We start from the raw sequence: 20,069 nt of genomic DNA, 5'->3' as shown, positions 1-20,069 counted from the left end.
CTACAAATCCACTGAGGCGGAGACCATGACGGTGCGCGGCGCGCCGAGCCCGAGGCTGCCCCATTGCGAGACTGCCCAGTACGCCTTGTTGCTCAGGTTGGCCACGCTGGCGCGCACGGTGAGGGGCGTGCCGCCGAGCGTGGTCGCGTAGCGCGCGCCCAGCTCGTAGACGCTGCGGCCCGATGCGTGCAGCGTATTGTCCTGGTTAAAATACTGCCTGGAGGCCGCACTCGCTCCGGTACTCAAGGTCAGTCCGGCTACAAACGGAGTGTCCCATTCTACGCCCAGCTTGGCCTGCTTCTTGGGGACGCCAGTTGCCTGGCGCCCTTGGTTAATCCCGCCTGCGGTCTTGGTGAGCTTGGGCTCGATGTAGGCCGCGCCGCCCATCAAGCGCAGCCCGGGCAACGGCGTTTCGCCAAAAAATCCCCACTCCGCGCCGCGATTGCGCTGCTCGCCGCCAAACGAAAACACCGCGCTCACCGGATCGGTGTAGCTGTTGGGGCGCTTGATCTCAAACAGGCTCAGGCTGTGCAGCCAGCGGCCCCAATGGTGCTTGATGCCGATTTCCTTTTGGCGGGATCTGGCCGGTGAAAAAACTTCGCCCGCGTTGGCCGCCGTCGACGGAGCCACGCTGCCCTGGCTGAGGCCCTCGGTGTAGTTGGCGTATGCCGAAGTCCGCTCGCTCCATTTGTACAAGAGCGCGGCGGAGGGCGTGGTCGCGCTGGAGTCGTAATGCGCGGGCACCCCGAAGCTCACACTGTCGCTCTGCACTTCCTGCCGCCGCACGCCGAGGGTGAGCTGCAAGCGGCCCTGCGCGAGTCCCACTGTGTCGGCAATGCCGAAGCTGCGGTGGCGGGTCTTGCGGTCAAGCAGCGGGATGTTTGCCAAAAAATCGGTCGGCGCGACTCCGGCCCAGGAGGGCGCGTAGATATTGCTCACCCAATTCGTGGGCAGGATGTTCTGCCGCACGGCTTCGTCATCATCGTCGGAGTAGTACGTCGCATTGAGCGCCCAGTCGTGGGTGGCCGGGCCCGTGGCGAAGCGGCCGTTGAGCCCCACTTGCGCGGATTTCTTTTCCATATCAAGCCCCAGGTCGACGAGGTTGGCCGTGTAGTCGCCCGCCGGGTTGATGAGGGTCGCGCGCGCGGTGGTCGTCGTTTCAAACGTGGTCTTGCTGTGCCCCGCCGCCGCGTAGGCCATGACGTGTTCTCCGATGTCCCATTCGCCGCGCAGCATCACCCCGCGATCATCGGTATCGAAAAACGACCAGGGCGCATTAAACAGGCGCTGCGGTTTGGGCGGCCTCGGCAGCGCGAGCCCCGGTGCCAGATAAATGCCGCGCACCATGCCGCGCGTGTAGTCATTGCTGGCGTACGCATCGGCGAAAAGGCGCGTCCGCTCGCCCCGCCAATCCAGCGCAATCGAGCCCAGCCTGCTGCGCCTTTTTTGGTGATCCATCGCGGTGTCGCCCTCGCGGTGCATCGCATTCACGCGTGCGCCAAATTGCCGGGTGCTCCCGAAACGCCGCCCCAAATCCACGTGCCCGCCCCATTGGCTGTCCGACAGGTAAGTGGCAGAAACACGGTTGAGCGGCTGCTCGCCCGCCCGCTTCGGGATCAGGTTCACCGCGCCGCCGACCGAGCCGTTTGGCGGCATTCCGTTGAGCAGTGCAGACGGGCCCTTGAGGACTTCGATGCTCCCGTACATTTCGGGCGAGCTCCGGTAAAACGGCGCCATCCCAAACAAGCCGCCCCACATCGCATCCACGGGCGCCGAGGCAAAACCGCGCAGAAAATACGCCTCATTGCTCAGCGCACTGATCCCGCTGTTGAACACCGTGGGATCGGCCTTCGCGATGACGTCCGTGATTTCCCGCGCCTGAATATCCGCGATGAATTGCTCGGTGTAGCCGACGGTGGAAAACGGCGTTTCCATCGCATCCTTGCTGCCCAGCATCCCGACGCGGCTGCCCGCTGCGATCTGCCTGCCCGAGTGGCTTCCCGAGAGCGCCTCGGCCTCGACCAGAACATCCGGCAAGGTGGTGAGGTCTGCGGTGCTCGGCGCGTACTGCGCGTGGACAGTGCTGGGGCCTGCGGTGGCGGCGATTGCAGCCAGCAATCCCAGTGCAAGGCACTTGTAGCGAATGGCTTGGCATTTCTTTTTCGGACGGGGGAGGGCGGTTTTCTTACACATGATCGGCTCTCCTTTTAGCAAGTGGGATAAAGTCTCAACTAAATTAGTTGCATATTATTAAACTAATTGGCGCACCGGCAGGATCGCACTTTCTCCGCGAGTGTGATGCGTCAGGGGCGTACCATGCCTGTTCCCTCTCATTCTCCCGCGCCGCGCGGTCGTCCGCGCAGCATCACCCGCGAACGCATCGCCGATGCCGGCATCGCTCTCGGGCTGCCGCACATCACCTTCACCGGCCTGGCCGCCGAGCTGGGAGTCAGCCACATGGCGCTCTACAAACACGTGCCCAACCTGGAAGCGCTCAAGTGCCTGGTGGCCGAGGAAATCTTTGGCCGCTGGGAAATCCCTCAGGTAGACGGCTCCGGACAAACCACGCTGGCCGACTATCTGGAGCACTTCGTCACCTCGCTAAGAGCGCTTGTCAGGGCGAATCCGGGCCTGGCCCCCTGGCTGCTGCGCCGCTCGGCGACCACGCAGCCGATGCTGGCGAAAATCGACCACCACCACCGCGCAGTCGCGCAGGCCTGGGGCCTCTCCCAAACGCAAGCCCGCTGGATGCTGACCACGGTGGCATTTCACTGCATCGCCGTGGCCGATACCGTGTACTCAGTGCAAGCCTGCGGCTGCGCGGCAGAAGAAAACGAAATCGAACAAGAATGCACCAAAGGCCTGCACGCCCTCATCACCGGCACCCTCGCCTTGGTGAAAACGATGTGAGTGGCAGCTGTCGGTGAATCGCGAGTGTGGGAGGTGGGGGCAAGTGCGTGGGTGATGCAGGCACAGAAGGGCAGGCACGAAAAAGGGCCACTCGGTGTGACGAGTGGCCCTTTTGGCGCGTGGCGGAGAGAGAGGGATTCGAACCCTCGGTAGGGGGAAACCCCTACAACGCTTTAGCAAAGCGTCGCTTTCGACCACTCAGCCATCTCTCCGGAAAACGCGGAGCCCCGAGGCAAAGCCCCCGCCACCAAAGCGCAAGGCTTTTGGCACCGCACCGCTCTTTTTTGTGCAGCCCGAAAGTCTCGAGCCAAGCAGGGCGAACACTTGACAATGCGGGGTTTCAGGTCAGCTTCCCCGTCGACCCGCCTGGGGGAGCATTCCGGTTTTGTCCGGGTGCTCACGCGAAAGCACCGAGGGCGGGTTTTCTGGTTTCTACGCTGTAAATCGGATTCGGAACTTTGGAGGAAGCTGTCTCCTTGACTGTCATTTTAACGGTTAGCAGCTGCCCCTGTGAGTTTCGCATCGGTGCGATATAGCGATGGATAGCGATGATCGTAGGCTCTCCTCGCTTATCGGGGTGGGTTTGGTCCAGCGCGGCGCAGGCGAACAGTTGATCTAAATTGGCGATAGCCAAGCTGTGGTCAGTGAGACTGTTGGACTTTTGAGAAGCGCTCTGGCTACTCATTTTGGACAGGTTGGTGTTGGATACTGTGGCGACAAGGCCAGTACTCTTGTTCTCGATTGGGAGACCGACGAACCCCTTGGCCGCTTGCAGGGCTTCACTGAGCGTTTTAGCCGTGCGCTGCATCGGTCAAATTTACCCCAGGGTGGCCAGGATCGCTTCGGTCATTTCTTCGGTGCTGACTGCGGGGCCGCCGAAGGCGATGTCACCGGTGCGGGTGCCGCAGGTCACGACGTGGCGCACGGCGCGTTCGATGCGGGCGGCGCTGGCTTCGAGGCCGAAGCTGTAGCGCAGCATCAGCGCGGCGGAGAGGATTTGCGCGCAGGGGTTGGCGAGGCCTTGACCGGCGAGGTCGGGCGCGCTGCCACCAGCGGGCTCGTAGAGGCCGAAGGGGTTTCCAAGGGAGTTTTGGCGCGCGCCGAGCGAGGCACTGGAGAGCATGCCGAGCGAGCCGCAGATGACGGCCATCTCGTCGGAGAGGATGTCGCCAAACATGTTTTCGGTGACGAAGACGTCGAACTGGTTGGGCTCGCGCGCGAGCTGCATGGCGGCGTTGTCCACGTACATGTGCGAGAGCGTGATGTCAGGCGCGTGCGCGGCCACGTAGTCGCTCACGGTCTTGCGCCACAGAACGGAGGTTTCGAGGACGTTGGCTTTGTCGACCGAGCAGAGCCGTTTCTTGCGGCTGCGTGCGGCGGTGATGGCGACGGCGGCGATGCGCTCGATCTCGCTTTTGCGGTAAACCATCGTGTCGATTGCCTCGACGTCTGCGCCTCCCTCAAGCGCGGTCGTGCGCTTGGGCGAGCCGAAGTAAATGCCGCCGGTGAGCTCGCGAATGCACACGATGTCGATGCCGTCGGGGATGCGCTCGTTTTTGAGCGGCGAGGCTTCGCGCAGCTCGGGGTAGAGGAGGCCCGGGCGGATGTTGGCGAAGAGCGTGAAGTGCTTTCGCAGCGGCAGTAGTGCGGCGCGCTCGGGCTGCTCCTTGGGTGGCAGCGTCTCCCACTTGGGCCCGCCGACGGAGCCAAAGAGAATCGCATCGGCGGCCTCGCAGGCGGCGAGCGTGGAGGCGGGCAGGGCGCTGCCGTGCGCATCAATCGCGCTGCCGCCGACGGCATGCTCGGCGTAGTCGAGCGTCAGGCCGTCCTGGGCGGCGACTTTTTCCAGTACGCGCAGGGCGCTGCGCATGACTTCGGGCCCGATGTAATCTCCGGCCAATACAGCAAACTTTAACGTCTTCGACATGGGCTAGGGAGATTGCGAGCGCATGCGAAAAAGGGAATAGCGATTTGCGTGCGCGCTCCTGTTTGCGGGACGGGAGGGCGGGAGGGCGTGTGCGTCCTTTAGCGGTTGCCCCAGTGCGGTGGCTCGCACAGGAATCGCGGCCCGATGAAGTTGCATGTGTGCCCCTGTGGCCCCATCCAGACCAATGCGTATTTGCTGACGGCCCCCGAGCGCGCCGAGGCCGTCTTGGTCGATGCGCCGCAGGGAGTGTGGGCGGAGATCGCGCCGCTGCTGGCGCGCGAGCGTTGCCAGCTGACGAACATCTGGCTGACGCACGCGCACTGGGATCACATCCAGGGCGTGGAGGAGGTGGTGCAGCAAACCTCCGCGCGCCTCCGGGCACACGAGGCCGACAGGCCGCTCCACGAAAACCCCGAGGTGATGAGCGCCTATGCGCTGGGGCCGCTGGGGCTCGCCCCGCTGCGGATCGATTCTTACGCGGAGCACGGCGCGCGCGAAAAACTCCTCGGCCTCGACTGCGAGGTGAGGCACGTGCCGGGGCACTGCCCGGGGAGCATCCTGCTGCACTTGCCCGCCGCGAATGTGGCTTTCGTCGGCGACGCGATTTTTCGCGGCTCGGTCGGGCGAACGGATTTGCCCGGCGGCGATTTCGGCGAGCTGGCCCGCTCGATCCGCGAGCAGGTTTATACGCTGCCGACCACTACCCAACTTTACCCGGGCCACGGCCCCGAAACCGACGTCGCCTCCGAGCGTGCGCACAACGCCTATGTCCACGACTGATCTACTGTCGTTTGAGCCGCCCGATATGCCCGAGCCGGAGGCAGAGGTTGCCGCGCCCGTCGTCGCCAACGTTGCTGCCGCGCCCGAGGCACCCACTGCGGGAGCGACTGCTGCGGAAAACGCCGCCGTCCCTGCCGCCACCGCCGCGACTCCTGCTCCTGCCGCCGTCGCTTCGGACACCGAGCCTCACGCGCACTTCATGCGCCGTGCGCTCGCGCTGGCGCGCAGTGTTTGGGGGCGCACGCACCCAAACCCGATGGTCGGCGCCGTCATTGTTGAGGAGGGCGAGGTCGTCGCCGAGGGTGCGACCGCAGCCGATGGCGGGCCGCACGCGGAGCGCGTCGCGCTCAATGCCTTTGCGGCGAGTGGCCGCCGCGCGACTCCGCAGACGACGCTTTATGTGACGATGGAGCCGTGCTCGACCGAAGGGCGCACGGGCGCTTGTACGGAGGCGATTCTTGCGGCGGGGCTTCGGCGCGTAGTCATCGGCACGCTTGACCCAAATCCGGTGCACGCGGGCCGCGGGCTCGACGTGTTGCGCGCGGGCGGCGTGGAGGTGGTGGAGGGCGTCCGCGAAGCGGAGTGCCGCGACTTGAACCTTATTTTTAACCACTGGATCACCCAAAAAACGCCGCTGCTGGCGGCGAAGACGGCGACGACGATCGATGGGCGGATCGCCTGCCGCACGGGCGATTCGCGCTGGATCACGGGCGAGGCGGCGCGCGCCGATGTGATGCGCTGGCGCCGGCTCTTTCCGGCGATTGCGGTGGGGGCGGGCACGGTCGTGCAGGACAACCCGCGGCTCACCGCGCGGATTGAAGGCGAGGAGGAGTGGTGCCCCCTGCGTTTTGTTTTCGACGGGCTGCTCTCGACTGCGCACGCGCGCAGCTTGCCTGCGCTGTACACCGACGAATTCAAGCACCGCACGATCGTGGTCACCACGCCGCACGGCGGCCTCGGCTACGTGCGCCAGCTACGCGAGCGCGGCGTCCAGGTCTGGGTGCTGCCCTCGCCGACGCAGCGGGTGGGCTGGCGCGAGTTTCGCGAAAAGTGCGCCGAAGAGCGCGTCTGCGGCGTGTACGTCGAGGGCGGCTCGCAAGTCCTCAGCCAGCTTCTGCGCGAGGCGCAGATCGACTACCTGTTCTCCTACCAGGCACCGCTCTTGCTCGGCGATGATCGCGCCAAGCCGATGATGCGCGGGCTGCGCACCGAGCGGCTGCCTCAGGCCGTACGCCTGGCTGAGCCGCAGCACGCGATTTTGGGTCACGATGTGCTTACGCGCGGCCGCGTGGTTTACCCCTCCGAGCTTTCTGTCGATGAAACTGTTTTTAGCCTCGGGTAACGCCCACAAGGTGCGCGAGCTGCGCGAAATCGCCGCTGCCGAAAACGCCGCGCTTGCGGCGCAGTCGCAGCTAGGCGGCCAACCGGCGTGCCCGCTGGCGTTTACAATCGAGTCGGCCGCGGTGCTTGGCGGGATGCCGCCAGTGGTGGAGGACACCGGCTCGTTTCTCGGCAACGCGCGCAAAAAAGCGCGCGCGCTCGTGCCACTTCTGCCGCCCGACGGCTGGGCGCTGGCCGACGATAGCGGACTCTGCGTTGATGCGCTGGAGGGCGGCCCGGGCGTCGAGTCGGCCTACTTTGCCGGACCGCAAGCCGACTCGGCTGCCAATCTCCAAAAGCTCGTCGAAGTAATGCGCGGCATCCCCGCCGAGCGGCGCGGCGCGCACTACGTGTGCGTGCTCGTGCTCCTCGGGGCCGGTGGCCGCGAATACAGCGTGCGCGGCGAGTGCCACGGACGGCTCGCGCTGGAGCCGGTCGGGCAGGGCGGCTTCGGCTACGATCCGCTCTTTGTGCCGCGCGGGTTTGAGCACACTTTCGGCGAACTGCCGGAGGCGGTGAAGCGCGCCCGCAGCCACCGCAGTGCGGCCTGGCGCGCCCTGATCGAGCAGCTCGCGCAGTAAGGATTGTGTTTCGGAGGCCGTGCCCTTGTCTGTGCGGCTTCCTAAACCATGCCTGACTTCTACATCACGACTGCGATTGATTACGTGAACGGTTCGCCGCACTTGGGCCACGCCTACGAAAAGGTGCTGACGGACGTCATTGCGCGGATCCGCCGGATGATGGGCGACCGCGTGTACTTCCTGACCGGCGTCGATGAGCACGGGCAAAAAGTCCAGCAAAGCGCCCGCGCGCGCGGCGTGGAGCCGCAGCAGTTTTGCGACGAGATCGCGCAGGAATTTCGCGCGCTGCTGCCGCGCCTGAACGTCAGCAACGATGACTTCATCCGCACCACCGAGGAGCGGCACAAAAAGATTGTGCGCGAGCTGCTCCAGCGGCTCTACGACAAGGGAGAGATCTACAAGGCCGAATACCGCGGCTACTACTCGACGCGCCAGGAGCAGTTCCTCCAGGAGAAGGATCGCAACCCGGACGGCACCTGGCCCGCGATTTTCGGCGAAGTCACCGAGATCACCGAGTCGAACTACTTTTTTAAACTCAGCGCGTATCAAGACTGGCTCGTCCAGTTCCTTCAGGAAAACGAGCGCTTCGTCTTCCCGAAGTTTCGCCAGAAGCAGGTGCTCGAATTCCTCAAAGAGCCGCTCAACGACCTGTGCATTTCGCGCCCGAAAGAGCGGCTGGAGTGGGGCATCCCGCTGCCTTTTGACGAAGACTTCGTGACCTACGTGTGGTTCGACGCGCTGACGAACTACTACTCGGCGGTCGCCGACCGCGATGGCGTCTGGCCTGCGACCTGGCACGTCATCGGCAAGGACATCCTCGTGCCGCCGCACGCGGTCTATTGGCCGATCATGCTGCGGGCCGCAGGCATCCCGCTGCCCAAGGGCATCATCGCGCACGGCTGGTGGTCGATCAACAGCGACAAGATGTCGAAGAGCACGGGCAACTTCATCGAGCCAAACGCGTTTGTGGAAAAGTACGGCGTCGATGCGCTGCGCTACTTCCTGCTGCGCGAGATGGTGGTCGGCCAAGACAGCGATTTTTCCGAGGCGCAGTTTCTGGCCCGCTACAATGCCGACCTCGCCAATAATCTGGGCAACCTCCTCAACCGCACGCTCAACATGCTGAACCGCTTCGCCGAAGCCCGCGTGCCCGCCGTTGCTGTTGTGGCGGGGGCGGAGTCGGCAGCGGGGGCGCAAGGCAAAGCCGGCTCAAGTGATCCGGCGAGCACCGCGAGTGATGCCGCAGCCAGCCCCGAGGCCGAGCTGCGCACGCAGTGGGAGCAGACGCGCGAGGCGATTCCCGCGCTGTGGGAGGGCTTCCAGTTTCACATCGGTCTGGAGCGCACGATCCACTTTGTGAGCGCGACCAATGCCTACATCGAAAAGCGCGCGCCGTGGAAGCTCGGCAAGTCGGGCGAGCCCGCCGACCGCGTCTTGCTCGACACGACGTTGGCTACGATGGCCGAGGCGCTGCGGCTGGCCTCCGTGTTGTTGCGCCCGTTCATTCCGGAGTCGGTCGCGCGGATCGAGGCGGCGCTCGGCTACGCGCCGAGTGGCGACTTCGCCCAGCAATGCGAGTGGGGCAGCCGCCTCACCGGCGCACAAGTGGCCGAGGCACTCGTCCTTTTCCCGCGTGTCCAAGCCGCGGCTCCGGCTGCCGCGAACGCGGCAAACGCAGGTGTGCGCCCGCCCAAGTCTGCATAGTGAGCGCCCCGGTGTTTCGCTCTGCGTATCGCTCGCTGCCGCCGCCAATCCCAAGTCGCCTTTCGCCGATCACTCAAAACTTCTTCCCGCGCCGTGAGCTCCTCTCTCTCTGTCGATCCTGCGAGTAACCAGTCGCCCGCTGCGCTCCTCGGCTTCCTCAAGCAGTGCCAGACCTCGGCGGCCCGATTGAAGCGGCCGCTACTGGTCAGCATCTCGCTGGAGGTTCCTGCGCTCGATCCGCTGGCCGTGCTCGCTACGATTTACGAGCCGGGCGAGCGGCATTTCTACGTGGAGCGCCCGACTGAAAACCTCGCTATCGCGGGGGCTGAGGCCGTCCTCGAGTTTAGCGCGAGTGGCCCCGAGCGCTTCGAGCGTGTGCAGGACTTCATCGACCAGACGCTCGCCAGTGCGATCATCGTCGGCGACCAGGGGCTGCCGCTCTCGGGGCCGCATTTTTTTACGGCGTTCTCGTTTTTTAACGACGTGGGCGCCAGCGAGCCCTTCGCCTCGGCGAGCGTCTTTGTGCCGCGCTGGCAGGTCGCCACACGCGGTACGGGCGAGTCGCGCCGCACACTCGCGGTGGCCAATCTCCAGCTCGGCGAAGACAGCGATGTGGAGGCCGCCTGCGAAAAAATCTGGCGCGCGCATCAACGCTTCAGCGGCTTCGCCCTCGGTGCCGAGGCCCTCAAGCTCGATGATGCGCAGCCGCCGCGCGTGACGCTCTCCGAGCTCGGCGGTGAGGCCCACTATGTGGCGGCAGTACGCCGCGCAGTGGAGCAAATCGAGGCGGGCGAATTTGAAAAAATCGTCCTCGCGCGCGCCAAGGACCTGGTCTCCGAAGTGCCACTGCACCCGATGCAGGCGCTGCACGGCCTGCGCCAGCGCTTCCGCGAGTGTTACGCCTTTTCCCTGGCCAACGGGCAGGGCCAAAGCTTCATCGGTGCGAGCCCCGAGCGGCTCGTGCGCGTGCATGGCGGGATGCTGCAAACCGAGGCGCTCGCCGGCTCGTCTCCGCGCGGCACCACCGAAGAAGAAGACGCCGTCTTCGCTGCCGCGCTGCTGCGCAGCGATAAAGATCGGCACGAGCAGCGGCTGGTGCTCGATGCGATTGTGCGGCACCTCGCTCCGCTGGGTTTGCAGCTCGAGTTCGACGCGGTGCCCGGGCTGCGCCGTCTCGACAACGTGCAGCATCTGCACACGCCCGTGCGTGCGGCGCTGCCAGTCGGCGTGCGTGCGCTCGACGTGATCTCGCGCCTGCACCCCACACCGGCAGTCGGCGGCGTGCCGCGCGTGGCGGCCTGTGCGGGGATTCGCGCCATCGAGAACTTCCCGCGCGGGCTCTATGCGGGTGCGCTGGGCTGGATCGATAGCCGCGGAAATGCGGAGTTTTTTGTCGGGCTGCGCTCGGCCCTGATCGACGGCGCCAAGGCGCGGCTCTACGCGGGCGCGGGCATCGTCGCGGGCTCGCAGCCCGAGCAGGAGCTGGCCGAGACTGCGCTGAAATTTGAGGCGATGGAGCGCGCGCTCTTTGCCACCAAGGCCTGAGCATTCTTGAGCGCGCCCTGCCACCTTCCCATGTCACCCGCCGTGCCCGATCTCGATTTCAGCAACGCAAATACGCTCTGGGCGGGAGTGCTGGTCGAGAGCCTGTGGCGCTGCGGCGCGCGGCACGCGGTGGTCTCGCCCGGCTCGCGCTCAAGCCCGCTCACAATCGCGCTGGCGCGGCATGCGGGCTTCGAGGCGATTCCGGTTTTGGACGAACGCTCGGCGGCGTTTTTCGCGCTCGGCCTAGCGCGGCGCAGTGGCCGCCCCGTCGTGCTGCTGTGCACTTCGGGCACGGCGGGTGCGCACTACTTTCCGGCGATTATCGAGGCCCAGGAAAGCGGTGTACCGCTGATCGTGCTCACGGGGGATCGCCCGCCGGAGCTGCGCGACTGCACCTCGGGGCAAACAATCGATCAGCAAAAACTGTTCGGCGGCTTCGTGGCGTTTTACCACGAGCTGGCCGTGCCCGAGCCCCGCCTGGAGCTGCTGCGCTACCTGCGGCAGACCGTGGCACATGCGTACCGCGTGGCGGCGGAAGAGTGCGCGCCGGTGCACCTGAATCTGCCCTTTCGCGACCCGCTCGTGCCGCTGCCTGATGGGGGGCGCAGCGCCGCCTTGGCTCCCGAGCTCGGCGAGTCGTTTTTTGCGCACTTGGAGCCGAGGTGCTCGGCAGCGCAAGAGCGGGGCGAAGAGGCGACTCATGGTGCGCCAGCCGCTGGCGCGGTACACGCGGCACAGGCGCCACCCTTTGCGTCTGTCGCAGAACGCGGCCTGATCGTTGCGGGACCGCAGGCGGTGGAGGATCCGCTGCATTATGCGGCTGCGGTGGCGCGGCTCGCGCGTGGACTTGGCTGGCCCGTACTCGCGGACGGTGTATCGCCGCTGCGGCATCAACCGCTCGGCGAGGGGGCGTCGGACATCGTGGTGGTGACGGCCTACGATGCGATCTTGCGCAGCGAAGCAGCGGCGCAGGCGCTGCGCCCACAGCAAGTGCTCTGCCTCGGCTCCTGGCCGACGAGTAAACCGCTGCGCGAGTGGGTCGCTGCGAGCGGAGCCGAGCTGCTGCTCGTTTCTCCGCGCCGGAAAAATCGCGATGCCTTGCACGGGTGCACGCGGCAGCTCTGCGCGTCTGTCGAGTCGCTGCTCGCGCCTCGCGCGGCTATGCAGCGCGCGGGCCTCAGTGCTTACGCGAGTGATTGGCAGCGCGCCGAGCAAGCCGCCACACGGGTGCTCCGCGCCGCGTCAGACTCCGCCGGAGATGCCGCTGCCGAAGCGATTTTTGAAGGCGCGATTGCTCCCACTTTGGCACGGGCACTGCCCGAGGGGACGGCGGTTTTCGTGGCGAGCAGTATGCCGATTCGCGATGTGGAGTACTTTTGGCCGAAGACTGAGCGCGGCTACGCGTTTTATTTCAACCGCGGTGCAAACGGAATAGACGGCACGCTCTCGACCGCAATCGGCGTCGCCCATGCATCGGCGCAGGCGGCTGGCAATGGTGGAGAGGGTGGCCGCGACAACGCACACCGCCCCAGCCCGACGGTGCTGCTCTGCGGCGATCTCTCGTTTTTGCACGATAGCGGCGGGCTGGCCCTCGCGTCGAAGTTGCGCGGCTCGCTCACCGTGATCGTGGTCAACAATCGCGGCGGCGGGATTTTTGAGCACCTGCCGGTGGCAAATTACGAGCCGCCCTTTGAGGCGTTTTTTGCGACACCGCAGTCGGTCGATTTTGCGCGGCTCTGCGCGGCCTACGGCGTCGCGCATCGTTTGATAGAAACGCTGGACGAGCTCGAAGCGGCAGTCTCGCAACTACCGCCCAAGGGGCTGCGCGTGCTGGAGCTGCGCACCGACCGCAAGCACGACGCGGCACGGCGAAAGGCGATTTTCGCCGCAGCCGCCCTAGCGACCAACGGCGCCCCAACGAGCGGCTCGCAAAATGAGCGAGTCGAAGACTTCCCTGCGCGTGGGGCGGTGGTGGGTCGCCACCTCCATTGAATTTGCGATTTTGCCCGTGCGCTTTGCGCCCGCCCTCCCGCCCAAAATCGCAAATTTAAAGGGACATCCCCCAGTCGCGTTGCGACTGGGACAGGAGCTTCAAATGCGAATGGAGCGCGTGCCCATTTGGGCGAGAGAAAACGATTTGCCGGTGAATCACCGATTAATGGTCGGGGCCTTTCTACTGTGGCACTTGCTTGTCGGGCAGAAGGCCCGACAAGCAAGTGCCACAGTAAATGGGTGCAGGCACCGCCTGCCGCCGCCCGCGCAGGGCCACCGCTGCACGCGCAGTGGAAGCTATGGCTCGTCGTCGTGGAGCCAGTAGTTGAATTCCTCGCGGGAGTCTTGGCTGACGCGCAGCCAGATCTCGCGCAGGTCAAAGAGGCTGATGCGCATCGACTCGGCGTAATTTTTGGCGGCCTCGGTGTCGGCCTTGGCGAGCAGGCCGAGACTCTGATTAAGCGCGGCCAGCGCGCGTTTAAACAGGCACACGCTCATCGCGTAGTCGCCGAACTCTACGGCCTGAATCGCCTGTAGCGCGTGGGTCTCGCCCGCGTGGAGCGACGAGAGGTAGGGTAGGGCGATTTTTAGGGGAATGCTTTCGGGACTCGCGGCGAGGAGCTCCCAGTTGCGGCGCAGCCGCAGGTAGAGTGCGCGGGTGGCGACGTAGACCGGGTTTTTGTGCAGCGTGTAGACCTCGAAGTCGCTGCCGAATTGGTGGCTCGGCTCGCCAGTACTCCTGAGGGGCGCCGGCTGGGGAACTGTGACGCTGAGCACGGCTGAGGGCAGCGAAGCTGCGACGGAGGGAGCCGCCTTGGCGGCCTCGGCGGGAGTGGTCTTGGCGAGTACGACAGGCGGCAGAGTGACGGTGGGAGCGGCCGTCGCGTCGTCGCCCTGCTTCGCTTCGGTGTCAGCTGCCTCATCCTGCAAGTCGATCTCGTGGCCCTCCCACTCGCCCCAGCCGAGCTGGCGCGCGACTTCGTCAATGCGCCTCGGGTGCGTGAGCACGCTTTCGTAAATGGCCAAGTAGCGGTGCAGGCCCTCGTCTTGCACGCGCAGGTAGCGCTCCCAGTCGAATTCGTTCCAGGACAACTCGCCGCACTCGCTCCAATCGTCGTCGTAAAAACCGTCGGCCTCGAAGTCGCTCATCATGTTGCCCGTGACAGTGACGCGACTCGCCCACGGCGCAACCCACAAGTGGGGATAGTGGCAGTCCCCCACTGCGCGTGGGGCGGGGGACCGTGTCCCCTGCCATTTACTGTGCGGCTTGCTGTCGGGCGTTCCTCCCGACGAACAAGCCGCACAGTTGAATGAAATCCCTGAATGGAGCTCAGGTGGGAGTTTAACCCGTAAACTTTTTCGCCGTGCCCAAATGGGTTTCCACTTCATTCGCATTTGATGCTTCCAGCCCTGTCGCAACGCGGCAGCGTACGAAATTTGGGAGGGGATACCGGACGAGCCGCCAACGGGCGGCTCGCAAAATAAAACGGTCGAAGACCGCGCCCGCGCGCAGTGGTGTTTTTAGTAGTCGCCGTAAGAGGCGGACGTTTTAATCCGCTGCGATATGGCCGAAGTGCAACACGAGCGGGTTTACTTTTCTGGGCGGGTGCAAGGCGTGGGCTTTCGCTACGCGGTGCTCCAGGTCGCCAAGGAGTTTGAAGTCGCGGGCTACGTTCAAAACCTGGCTGACGGGCGCGTCCTACTCGATGTCGAAGGCGCGGAAATCGCCGCGCTGGTCGAGGCGGTTGGGGAGCGGATGCATGGTTTTGTCCAAAAAACCGAGCGCGTGGCGGACTCGCGCCCGCCTCAATTTCAAGGCTTCGAGATTCGCCCCGAAATTTTGGCGGAAGAGGCTCCGCTTTCCCGATGAGTGGGCAAACTGCGAATCGAGCGGGGGCTCCTCCTTCTGCGCCGCGCGGCGCGGGCTGGGCGCCGTGGATCGAGGCGGCGCGGCCCAAGACGCTTCCTGCGGCGATTGCTCCTGTTTTGGTCGGCTCGGCGCTCGCTTGGCACGACGGCGGCTTTGACTGGCGGGCGGCGGCGCTCTGCGCGGCCTTTTCGCTCCTGATGCAGATCGGCGCGAACTTCGCCAACGATTACTACGACTTTATCAAAGGCGGCGACACTGCCGCCCGCGTGGGCCCGCGCCGCGCTGTGGTTGCGGGCCTTGTCGCGCCAGCGACGATGCGGCGCGCCATGTGGCTGGTCTTCGCCGTGGCAACTGCGCTCGGGCTGCTCCTCGTCGCGTGGGGCGGCTGGGGGCTCGCGGCGATTGGCGCAGTGAGCGTGCTCTGCGCGATTGCCTACACCGGTGGCCCGTATCCGCTGGCCTATCACGGGCTGGGCGACGTGTTTGTGCTGATCTTTTTTGGCCCCGTGGCCGTGGGGGGGACGTACTATGTGCAGGCGGGCGCGCTGGACGCGCGGGCACTCATTTTCTCGCTGCCGGTCGGTCTGCTGGCGGCGAATATTCTGGTGCTAAACAACTACCGCGACGAAGCGGAAGACCGACAGGTCGGTAAACGCACCACGGTAGTGCGCTTCGGGAAAAAGTTCGCGTGCGCCCAGTTTGGCGCGGCCTTTATTCTCAGCTTTGCGTTGCCAGTCGTTGCGGTAGCGCTCGCCGGAGCGAGCGTCTGGCTCCTGCTGCCGCTAGTGCTGATTCCCGAAGCGTGGCGCCAACAGCGCACCCTGCGCACCAGCCGCGATCCCAGTGAGTTGATCTCCCTGCTCGGCGCCAGCGGCCGCTTCCTCGGCCTCTACGCCCTCCTCCTCGCAATCGGGCTGCTGCTCGCCTGAGCCTAAAAGATTCCCGCCCGGCTCTGTCTGAAACTACTCATGTTTAACCGGGGGGACTTACTTGCTTGGTATGAAGACTTCTGAACAGGAAACCGTGTAGTGCTTACCAATAAATAGTCGATTGATTGCTGTTTATAGAAGCAATCGCGCGGCAGATAGGTATATATCACTATGCTGATCTATAAGAAACTGATTCCCTGTATTAGCTCTCTCTGCTTCTTGCCACTCGCGCATGCGTATATCCCCCCCCCCCTGTCGGAGAATGCGCAGTGCAAGGGGGGACGGTGATTCGAGAAGTTACTCGTGACCGTAATTATATAGTTGAGTTTGATTCTTCAGATAATTATTACCTTGTCCCCCCCTATCGCGGGGATAGGCATCATTTTGATCGCATTACTGTTGGGGATGATACTATGGGAATTTTGGATTTTTCCAATACTAATACGTATGGGGGACGTATCTACCTTGAGAAATTTTCTATAAGTTCGAGTAGCTTTTTGGTATTAGAAAATTTTAGTGAGTTAGCTCTTCTGGGAGTGAAGGAGATAGGGGCTGGGGCGGATCGTATTATTTTACGAAATCCCTTGGATGGGCTTCTATATAAAGCGAGGATAGTCGACGGAAAAGTTGGCCCTTACTATACAGTTTACTTTGGGGAGAGATTTACGCCGCCCGTCCCCGAGCCTGCGACTTATGGGGCGGCGTTTGGGGTGGTCGGGCTTGGGTTCGGGTTTTTTCGCCGTCGCCGCCGGAGGGTGGCCTCCGCGTTAGGCGAACTCACGACAGGCGGTGAGCAAAACTGACGTAAGGTCTTGTTTTTGACTGAAAGGTCGGGAGAGGCTGTGGGGCCATGTTGCTTCGCCTCACTTTGATCTTTTTCGCGGTTGCCCTGGGTGCCCATGCACAGGGCAACTCGCTCCAATACGAACTGGCCAACCTGCGCGAGGACATGCGCGGGCTCGTGCAGCGGGTGGGGGAGCTCACGCTGCGCGTGGAGCAACTGGAGCGCGAGAATGCGTCGCTGCGCCGCAGCAGCGACTCCGCTGCGCAGAGCTACGCGACGGTCTCGCAGCTCAACGATGCGGTGGCCGATCTGAACCGGATCGTAAAAGCGGCGGCGGCGAGCTCGAAGGGCGAGGTGCTCAAGGAGGTGGACCGCAAGATCTCGGCCCTCGCCAAGCAGACGAATGCCGCGCTGGACTCGCTCGCCAAGGGCCAGGCGCAGCGGCCCGCCGTGCAGACGACTTTCAGCGAGGACTACTCGCAGCAGGGCACGAGCTACACGGTGCAGCGCGGTGACACGATTTCCTCAATCGCGCAAAAGACGGGGGCGCGGGCACGCGACATCATCAACGCCAATAAAATCGGCGACCCCACGCGGCTTCAGGTGGGGCAAACGCTCTTCATCCCGCAGCCGAAGTAAGCGTGCGTAAGCCGTCTCCTCCCATTTTTTTGCACATACCCGCCAATGTCTGCTGCTCCTGCCAAATCTCGCCTGGGTCGTGGCCTCGGTGGCCTCATCGCCAAAGCCGCCCTCCCGCCCCCTCCCGCTTCTCCCACCCAATCGCCCGCGCCTGCGGCAGCACCGTCGTCGGCCAAAGCCCGCCCCGCGGCGGCTGCGCCCACTGCTGTGGCCAATGCGGGAAAAAATTCTGCCAAAGCCGCGCCCAAAAAATCACCTTCGCGGGCAGCGGGAAAGGGGGGGGCCGTGAAGCGCGCCGCGGCTGGAGACGCAGCAAAAGAGGGAGCTGCGCCTGCTGCGAAATCCCCGCCGGCCAAAGCCGCTGCGGCTCGCTCACCGGCGGCGCCAGTCCCCGAGAGCGTTTCGCCCGCTGTGGAAAAAACGCTGGATCGTGGGCTGACCGAGTATCTGGAAATCCCGGTTGGGCAGATCGAGCCCAGCCCTTATCAGGCGCGCCGCGTGTTTACGCCGGAGTCATTGAGCGAGCTGGCGGAGAGCATCCGCTCGGAGGGGCTCCTGCAACCGATTGTCGTTCGCGAGGTGGCAGGGCGCTACCAGCTCGTGGCAGGCGAGCGGCGCTGGCGCGCCTTTCAGGCACTCAGACTCAAGACGATCCCCGCGCGGGTGGTCGAGGCGGGCGACGCGTCTTCGGCCGCACTGGGGTTGATCGAAAACCTCCAGCGCGACGGATTAAACCCGATTGAAGAGGCGCACGGATTTGCGAGCTTGATCCGCGATTTTGATCTCACGCAGGAAGCCGCCGCCGCCCGTGTCGGCCGCAGCCGCGCGAGCATCGCCAACACGCTGCGGCTACTCTCGCTCGACGAAGAGCTGCAAGGCTACGTGGCGCGAAACCTGTTTTCCACGGGCCATGCCAAGGTGCTTCTGGGCGTGGAAGATGCTGCGCAGCGCGCACTGCTGGCGCGCCGCGTGATTGAGGAGGGGCTGAGCGTGCGGGCGACCGAACGGCTCGTGCAGGAAGCGGGAAAGCCGAGCCGCGCGGCGCCGGGCAGTCGCAAAAGCGGTGGCTCGGCGCACAGCGACCGCGATGCCGAAGCGGTGGCCGCGATTGAGCAGCGCCTGACCTCGAGGCTTGGGGCACGAGTTGCCGTCCTGCACACGCCGAAGAAGGGGCGGATCGTGATCGAGTACCGCGGCAACGAGGACCTCCAGCGCGTGCTGGAGAAACTCGGCGTCGAGCTCTGAACTCCCGGCCACTGCGCGCGGGGGGCCCTACGCGGGCGGCGGGGGACGGTGTCCCCTGCCATTCAATTTGGGAATCGGCCTCGACGCTGTGCGTCGAAGCACGATTCCCAAATTTGCCCCCCTGTCGCGTTGCGACAGGAAATGCGGCATCAAATGCGAATGAAGCGGAAACCCATTGGGGCGAAGTTTTTGGTTAATGGGTGAACTTCCTGTCCGACCGAAGGTCGGGAGAGGTTCATGTAAATTTGCGATTTTGGGCGGGAGGGCGGGCGCGAAACGCGCACGGGCAAAATCGCAAATTCAATGGGAGTGGCGACCCGCCACCGCCCCGCGCGTAGCGGGAGTCTTCCGGCTCTTTTCGTTGGCGTGCGCTGCGGGTATACGCTCGTGAAGCTGCGGATTGACAAAGCGGGGGGCGAACCGATGCTCGGCCCTCCTTTTTCCCCATGAGCATCCTACTCGGTATTCTTACTTTCGTACTCATCTTGGTCTCTGTCGCGCTAGTCCTGCTGGTGCTGATGCAGAAGGCCAAGAACGATGGCGGCGCGGGGGCGGTGCTCGGCGGCGGGATGACGGAGTCTACCTTCGGCGCGGACACGGGCAACGTGCTCAGCAAGACGACGATCAATGCGACGATTGCCTTCTTCGTCTTGAGCTTCGCGCTCTACCTCGGGCACCTGTATCAAAACCGGCACGGCGGTGCGGGTGGGAGCGCGGCCCTCCCAACGATTGAGGCCGAGGTGGGCGAGGCAGGAGCGGCTCCCAACGTCGGGCTGCCGGGCTTCCAGATCCCGCTCAACGGCGAGTCGCCCGAAGCGACCAATGCGACGAGCGCGGCGCCCGCTGCCTCTGATAACGCGGAGGCCGCCACCAGGAGTGAGTGACCCGGCGCGAGCTGCCCGCTTTTGCCTTTTCGCTTTCCGAAAGAAAACTGTTCGTGCCCAAGCTCACTCGTAGTTTCCAGGAAACTTTGCCCGCCGGATTTTGGCGGGCTTTTTTGTGCGCCGTGGGGCTGTGGCTGGCGGCGGGGCACGCCACCGCCCAACCTCAGCCCGATGGAGATGAGGCACGGCAATCGCGTGGCGGCGAGATTTTGAGCGAACTGCGCGAGGTCGGGCTGGAGGGCGATTATTTCCTCTCGTTTGACCTGCGCATCCTGCCGCGGCGCGGGCGCGCGCGCGTCTATCATGGGCAGCTTTGGGGGAGCCGAAATGCGGAAGGCCCTGTCTCTCGCGTCGTCCTCTACGGCAGCGAGGGCGGCGAGCCCCTGCGCACGCTACTTGTCCAAAACGGGCCGCGCCCGCGCGCCTGGGTTTGGGAGCCAAGCATGGCGACTGCGCAGCTTTTGCCCGAGAGCGATTGGCAGGCACCGCTGTTGGCCGGGGCGGAGATCAGCGCCTTCGATCTTTTGATGCCCTACCTTTATTGGGAGGACTTCGATTTTGAAGGCGCGGATAAAGTGCTGGGGCGTGCGGCGGATCGGTTTTTGCTGCGCACGCCAAAAGGGGAGGGCGCGGCTAGCGAGCCACTCGCGGTGCGCGCGTATTTCGACGAGCAATTTCACGCGCTGCTTCAGTCGAAGCTTCTAGATGCTGCGGGCGCTCCGCTGAAGACGATGACTGTGCGCGATCTGAAAAAAATCTCGGGCCAGTGGATGCTGAAGTCGATCGAGCTGCGCAATGAGCGCACGCGCGACAAAACTCGTTTTGAAGTGCGAGAGGCTGCGCTGGGCCTCGACCTCTCTCCGCAGGTTTTTGAGCCGGCTTCGCTCCGCGAAGTGATC

The 20,069-nt window shown here is 64.5% G+C and carries 18 protein-coding genes and 1 tRNA gene; 14 read left to right on the top strand and 5 right to left on the bottom strand.

The features are described 5' to 3' along the window. Nucleotides 1-2,193, bottom strand: coding sequence for a TonB-dependent receptor (locus tag AXK11_RS03765; protein ID WP_082780853.1), 2,193 nt, complete (start codon nt 2,191-2,193; stop codon nt 1-3). Between the two features lie 123 nt (nt 2,194-2,316). Here AXK11_RS03765 and AXK11_RS03760 point away from each other — a divergent pair, with 123 nt between their 5' ends. Beyond that, complete coding sequence (locus tag AXK11_RS03760; protein WP_068629476.1) at nt 2,317-2,910, top strand: TetR/AcrR family transcriptional regulator; 594 nt, start codon at nt 2,317-2,319, stop codon at nt 2,908-2,910. 120 nt (nt 2,911-3,030) lie between these two features. Here the strand turns inward: AXK11_RS03760 and AXK11_RS03755 are convergent. From AXK11_RS03755 to leuB, 3 genes are all read right to left on the bottom strand, one after another. Beyond that, a tRNA-Ser gene (locus tag AXK11_RS03755) sits at nt 3,031-3,122 on the bottom strand. Nucleotides 3,123-3,307: 185 nt separating this feature from the next. Beyond that, on the bottom strand, nt 3,308-3,718 hold the full coding sequence (locus tag AXK11_RS03750; protein WP_068629474.1) for an LPD3 domain-containing protein: 411 nt from the start codon (nt 3,716-3,718) through the stop codon (nt 3,308-3,310). Nucleotides 3,719-3,727: 9 nt separating this feature from the next. Beyond that, nucleotides 3,728-4,837, bottom strand: a complete 1,110-nt coding sequence (gene leuB, locus AXK11_RS03745; RefSeq protein WP_068629472.1) for a 3-isopropylmalate dehydrogenase — start codon at nt 4,835-4,837, stop codon at nt 3,728-3,730. A gap of 144 nt (nt 4,838-4,981) precedes the next feature. Between leuB and AXK11_RS03740 the strand changes: the two genes are divergently transcribed. The 6 genes from AXK11_RS03740 to menD all read left to right on the top strand — a co-directional run bounded on the left by AXK11_RS03740 (nt 4,982) and on the right by menD (nt 12,819). After that, nucleotides 4,982-5,617 (top strand): MBL fold metallo-hydrolase, encoded by a 636-nt coding sequence (locus tag AXK11_RS03740; protein WP_068629470.1) that lies wholly within the window; start codon nt 4,982-4,984, stop codon nt 5,615-5,617. After that, on the top strand, nt 5,604-6,959 hold the full coding sequence (gene ribD / locus AXK11_RS03735; RefSeq protein WP_231865746.1) for a bifunctional diaminohydroxyphosphoribosylaminopyrimidine deaminase/5-amino-6-(5-phosphoribosylamino)uracil reductase RibD: 1,356 nt from the start codon (nt 5,604-5,606) through the stop codon (nt 6,957-6,959). The genes AXK11_RS03740 and ribD overlap by 14 nt, the downstream gene beginning before the upstream one ends. Further along, entirely contained in the window at nt 6,934-7,578 is a 645-nt protein-coding gene (locus AXK11_RS03730) for a non-canonical purine NTP pyrophosphatase (protein ID WP_068629468.1), read from the top strand. Before ribD ends, AXK11_RS03730 begins: the two co-directional genes overlap by 26 nt. Before the next feature lie 48 nt (nt 7,579-7,626). Continuing rightward, nucleotides 7,627-9,282, top strand: coding sequence for a class I tRNA ligase family protein (locus AXK11_RS03725; protein ID WP_068629466.1), 1,656 nt, complete (start codon nt 7,627-7,629; stop codon nt 9,280-9,282). A 93-nt stretch (nt 9,283-9,375) separates the two neighbouring features. Next, the gene (locus AXK11_RS03720; RefSeq protein WP_068629464.1) at nt 9,376-10,827 is read left to right on the top strand and encodes an isochorismate synthase; all 1,452 of its coding nucleotides are present in this window, start codon (nt 9,376-9,378) and stop codon (nt 10,825-10,827) included. 30 nt (nt 10,828-10,857) lie between these two features. Next, nucleotides 10,858-12,819, top strand: coding sequence for a 2-succinyl-5-enolpyruvyl-6-hydroxy-3-cyclohexene-1-carboxylic-acid synthase (menD, locus tag AXK11_RS03715; protein WP_068629462.1), 1,962 nt, complete (start codon nt 10,858-10,860; stop codon nt 12,817-12,819). 297 nt (nt 12,820-13,116) lie between these two features. On the opposite strand, the gene AXK11_RS03710 is transcribed toward menD, so the two are convergent. Next, entirely contained in the window at nt 13,117-13,971 is an 855-nt protein-coding gene (locus tag AXK11_RS03710; protein ID WP_156469182.1) for a hypothetical protein, read from the bottom strand. A gap of 412 nt (nt 13,972-14,383) precedes the next feature. On the opposite strand from AXK11_RS03710, the gene AXK11_RS03705 reads away from it, so the two are divergent. The 7 genes from AXK11_RS03705 to AXK11_RS03680 all read left to right on the top strand — a co-directional run. Continuing rightward, the gene (locus tag AXK11_RS03705; RefSeq protein ID WP_068629458.1) at nt 14,384-14,689 is read left to right on the top strand and encodes an acylphosphatase; all 306 of its coding nucleotides are present in this window, start codon (nt 14,384-14,386) and stop codon (nt 14,687-14,689) included. Beyond that, nucleotides 14,686-15,618, top strand: a complete 933-nt coding sequence (locus AXK11_RS03700) for a 1,4-dihydroxy-2-naphthoate polyprenyltransferase (protein WP_082780852.1) — start codon at nt 14,686-14,688, stop codon at nt 15,616-15,618. The genes AXK11_RS03705 and AXK11_RS03700 overlap by 4 nt, the downstream gene beginning before the upstream one ends. Nucleotides 15,619-15,902: 284 nt before the next feature. Beyond that, nucleotides 15,903-16,421 carry a PEP-CTERM sorting domain-containing protein gene (locus AXK11_RS09330; RefSeq protein WP_156469181.1) on the top strand — a complete coding sequence of 173 codons (519 nt, stop codon included), beginning with the start codon at nt 15,903-15,905 and terminating at the stop codon, nt 16,419-16,421. 47 nt (nt 16,422-16,468) lie between these two features. Continuing rightward, on the top strand, nt 16,469-17,041 hold the full coding sequence (locus AXK11_RS03695; RefSeq protein ID WP_068629456.1) for a LysM peptidoglycan-binding domain-containing protein: 573 nt from the start codon (nt 16,469-16,471) through the stop codon (nt 17,039-17,041). 45 nt (nt 17,042-17,086) lie between these two features. After that, complete coding sequence (locus tag AXK11_RS03690; protein WP_231865745.1) at nt 17,087-18,286, top strand: ParB/RepB/Spo0J family partition protein; 1,200 nt, start codon at nt 17,087-17,089, stop codon at nt 18,284-18,286. Nucleotides 18,287-18,732: 446 nt separating this feature from the next. Continuing rightward, nucleotides 18,733-19,170 carry a preprotein translocase subunit SecG gene (secG, locus tag AXK11_RS03685; RefSeq protein ID WP_068629452.1) on the top strand — a complete coding sequence of 146 codons (438 nt, stop codon included), beginning with the start codon at nt 18,733-18,735 and terminating at the stop codon, nt 19,168-19,170. A gap of 53 nt (nt 19,171-19,223) precedes the next feature. Continuing rightward, nucleotides 19,224-20,069: outer membrane lipoprotein-sorting protein (locus AXK11_RS03680; protein WP_156469180.1), on the top strand; the 846-nt coding region annotated here is incomplete at its 3' end.

This window comes from Cephaloticoccus primus (assembly GCF_001580015.1).
GTDB lineage: Bacteria > Verrucomicrobiota > Verrucomicrobiia > Opitutales > Opitutaceae > Cephaloticoccus > Cephaloticoccus primus.
This window is presented reverse-complemented; position numbering and strand designations above follow the sequence as displayed.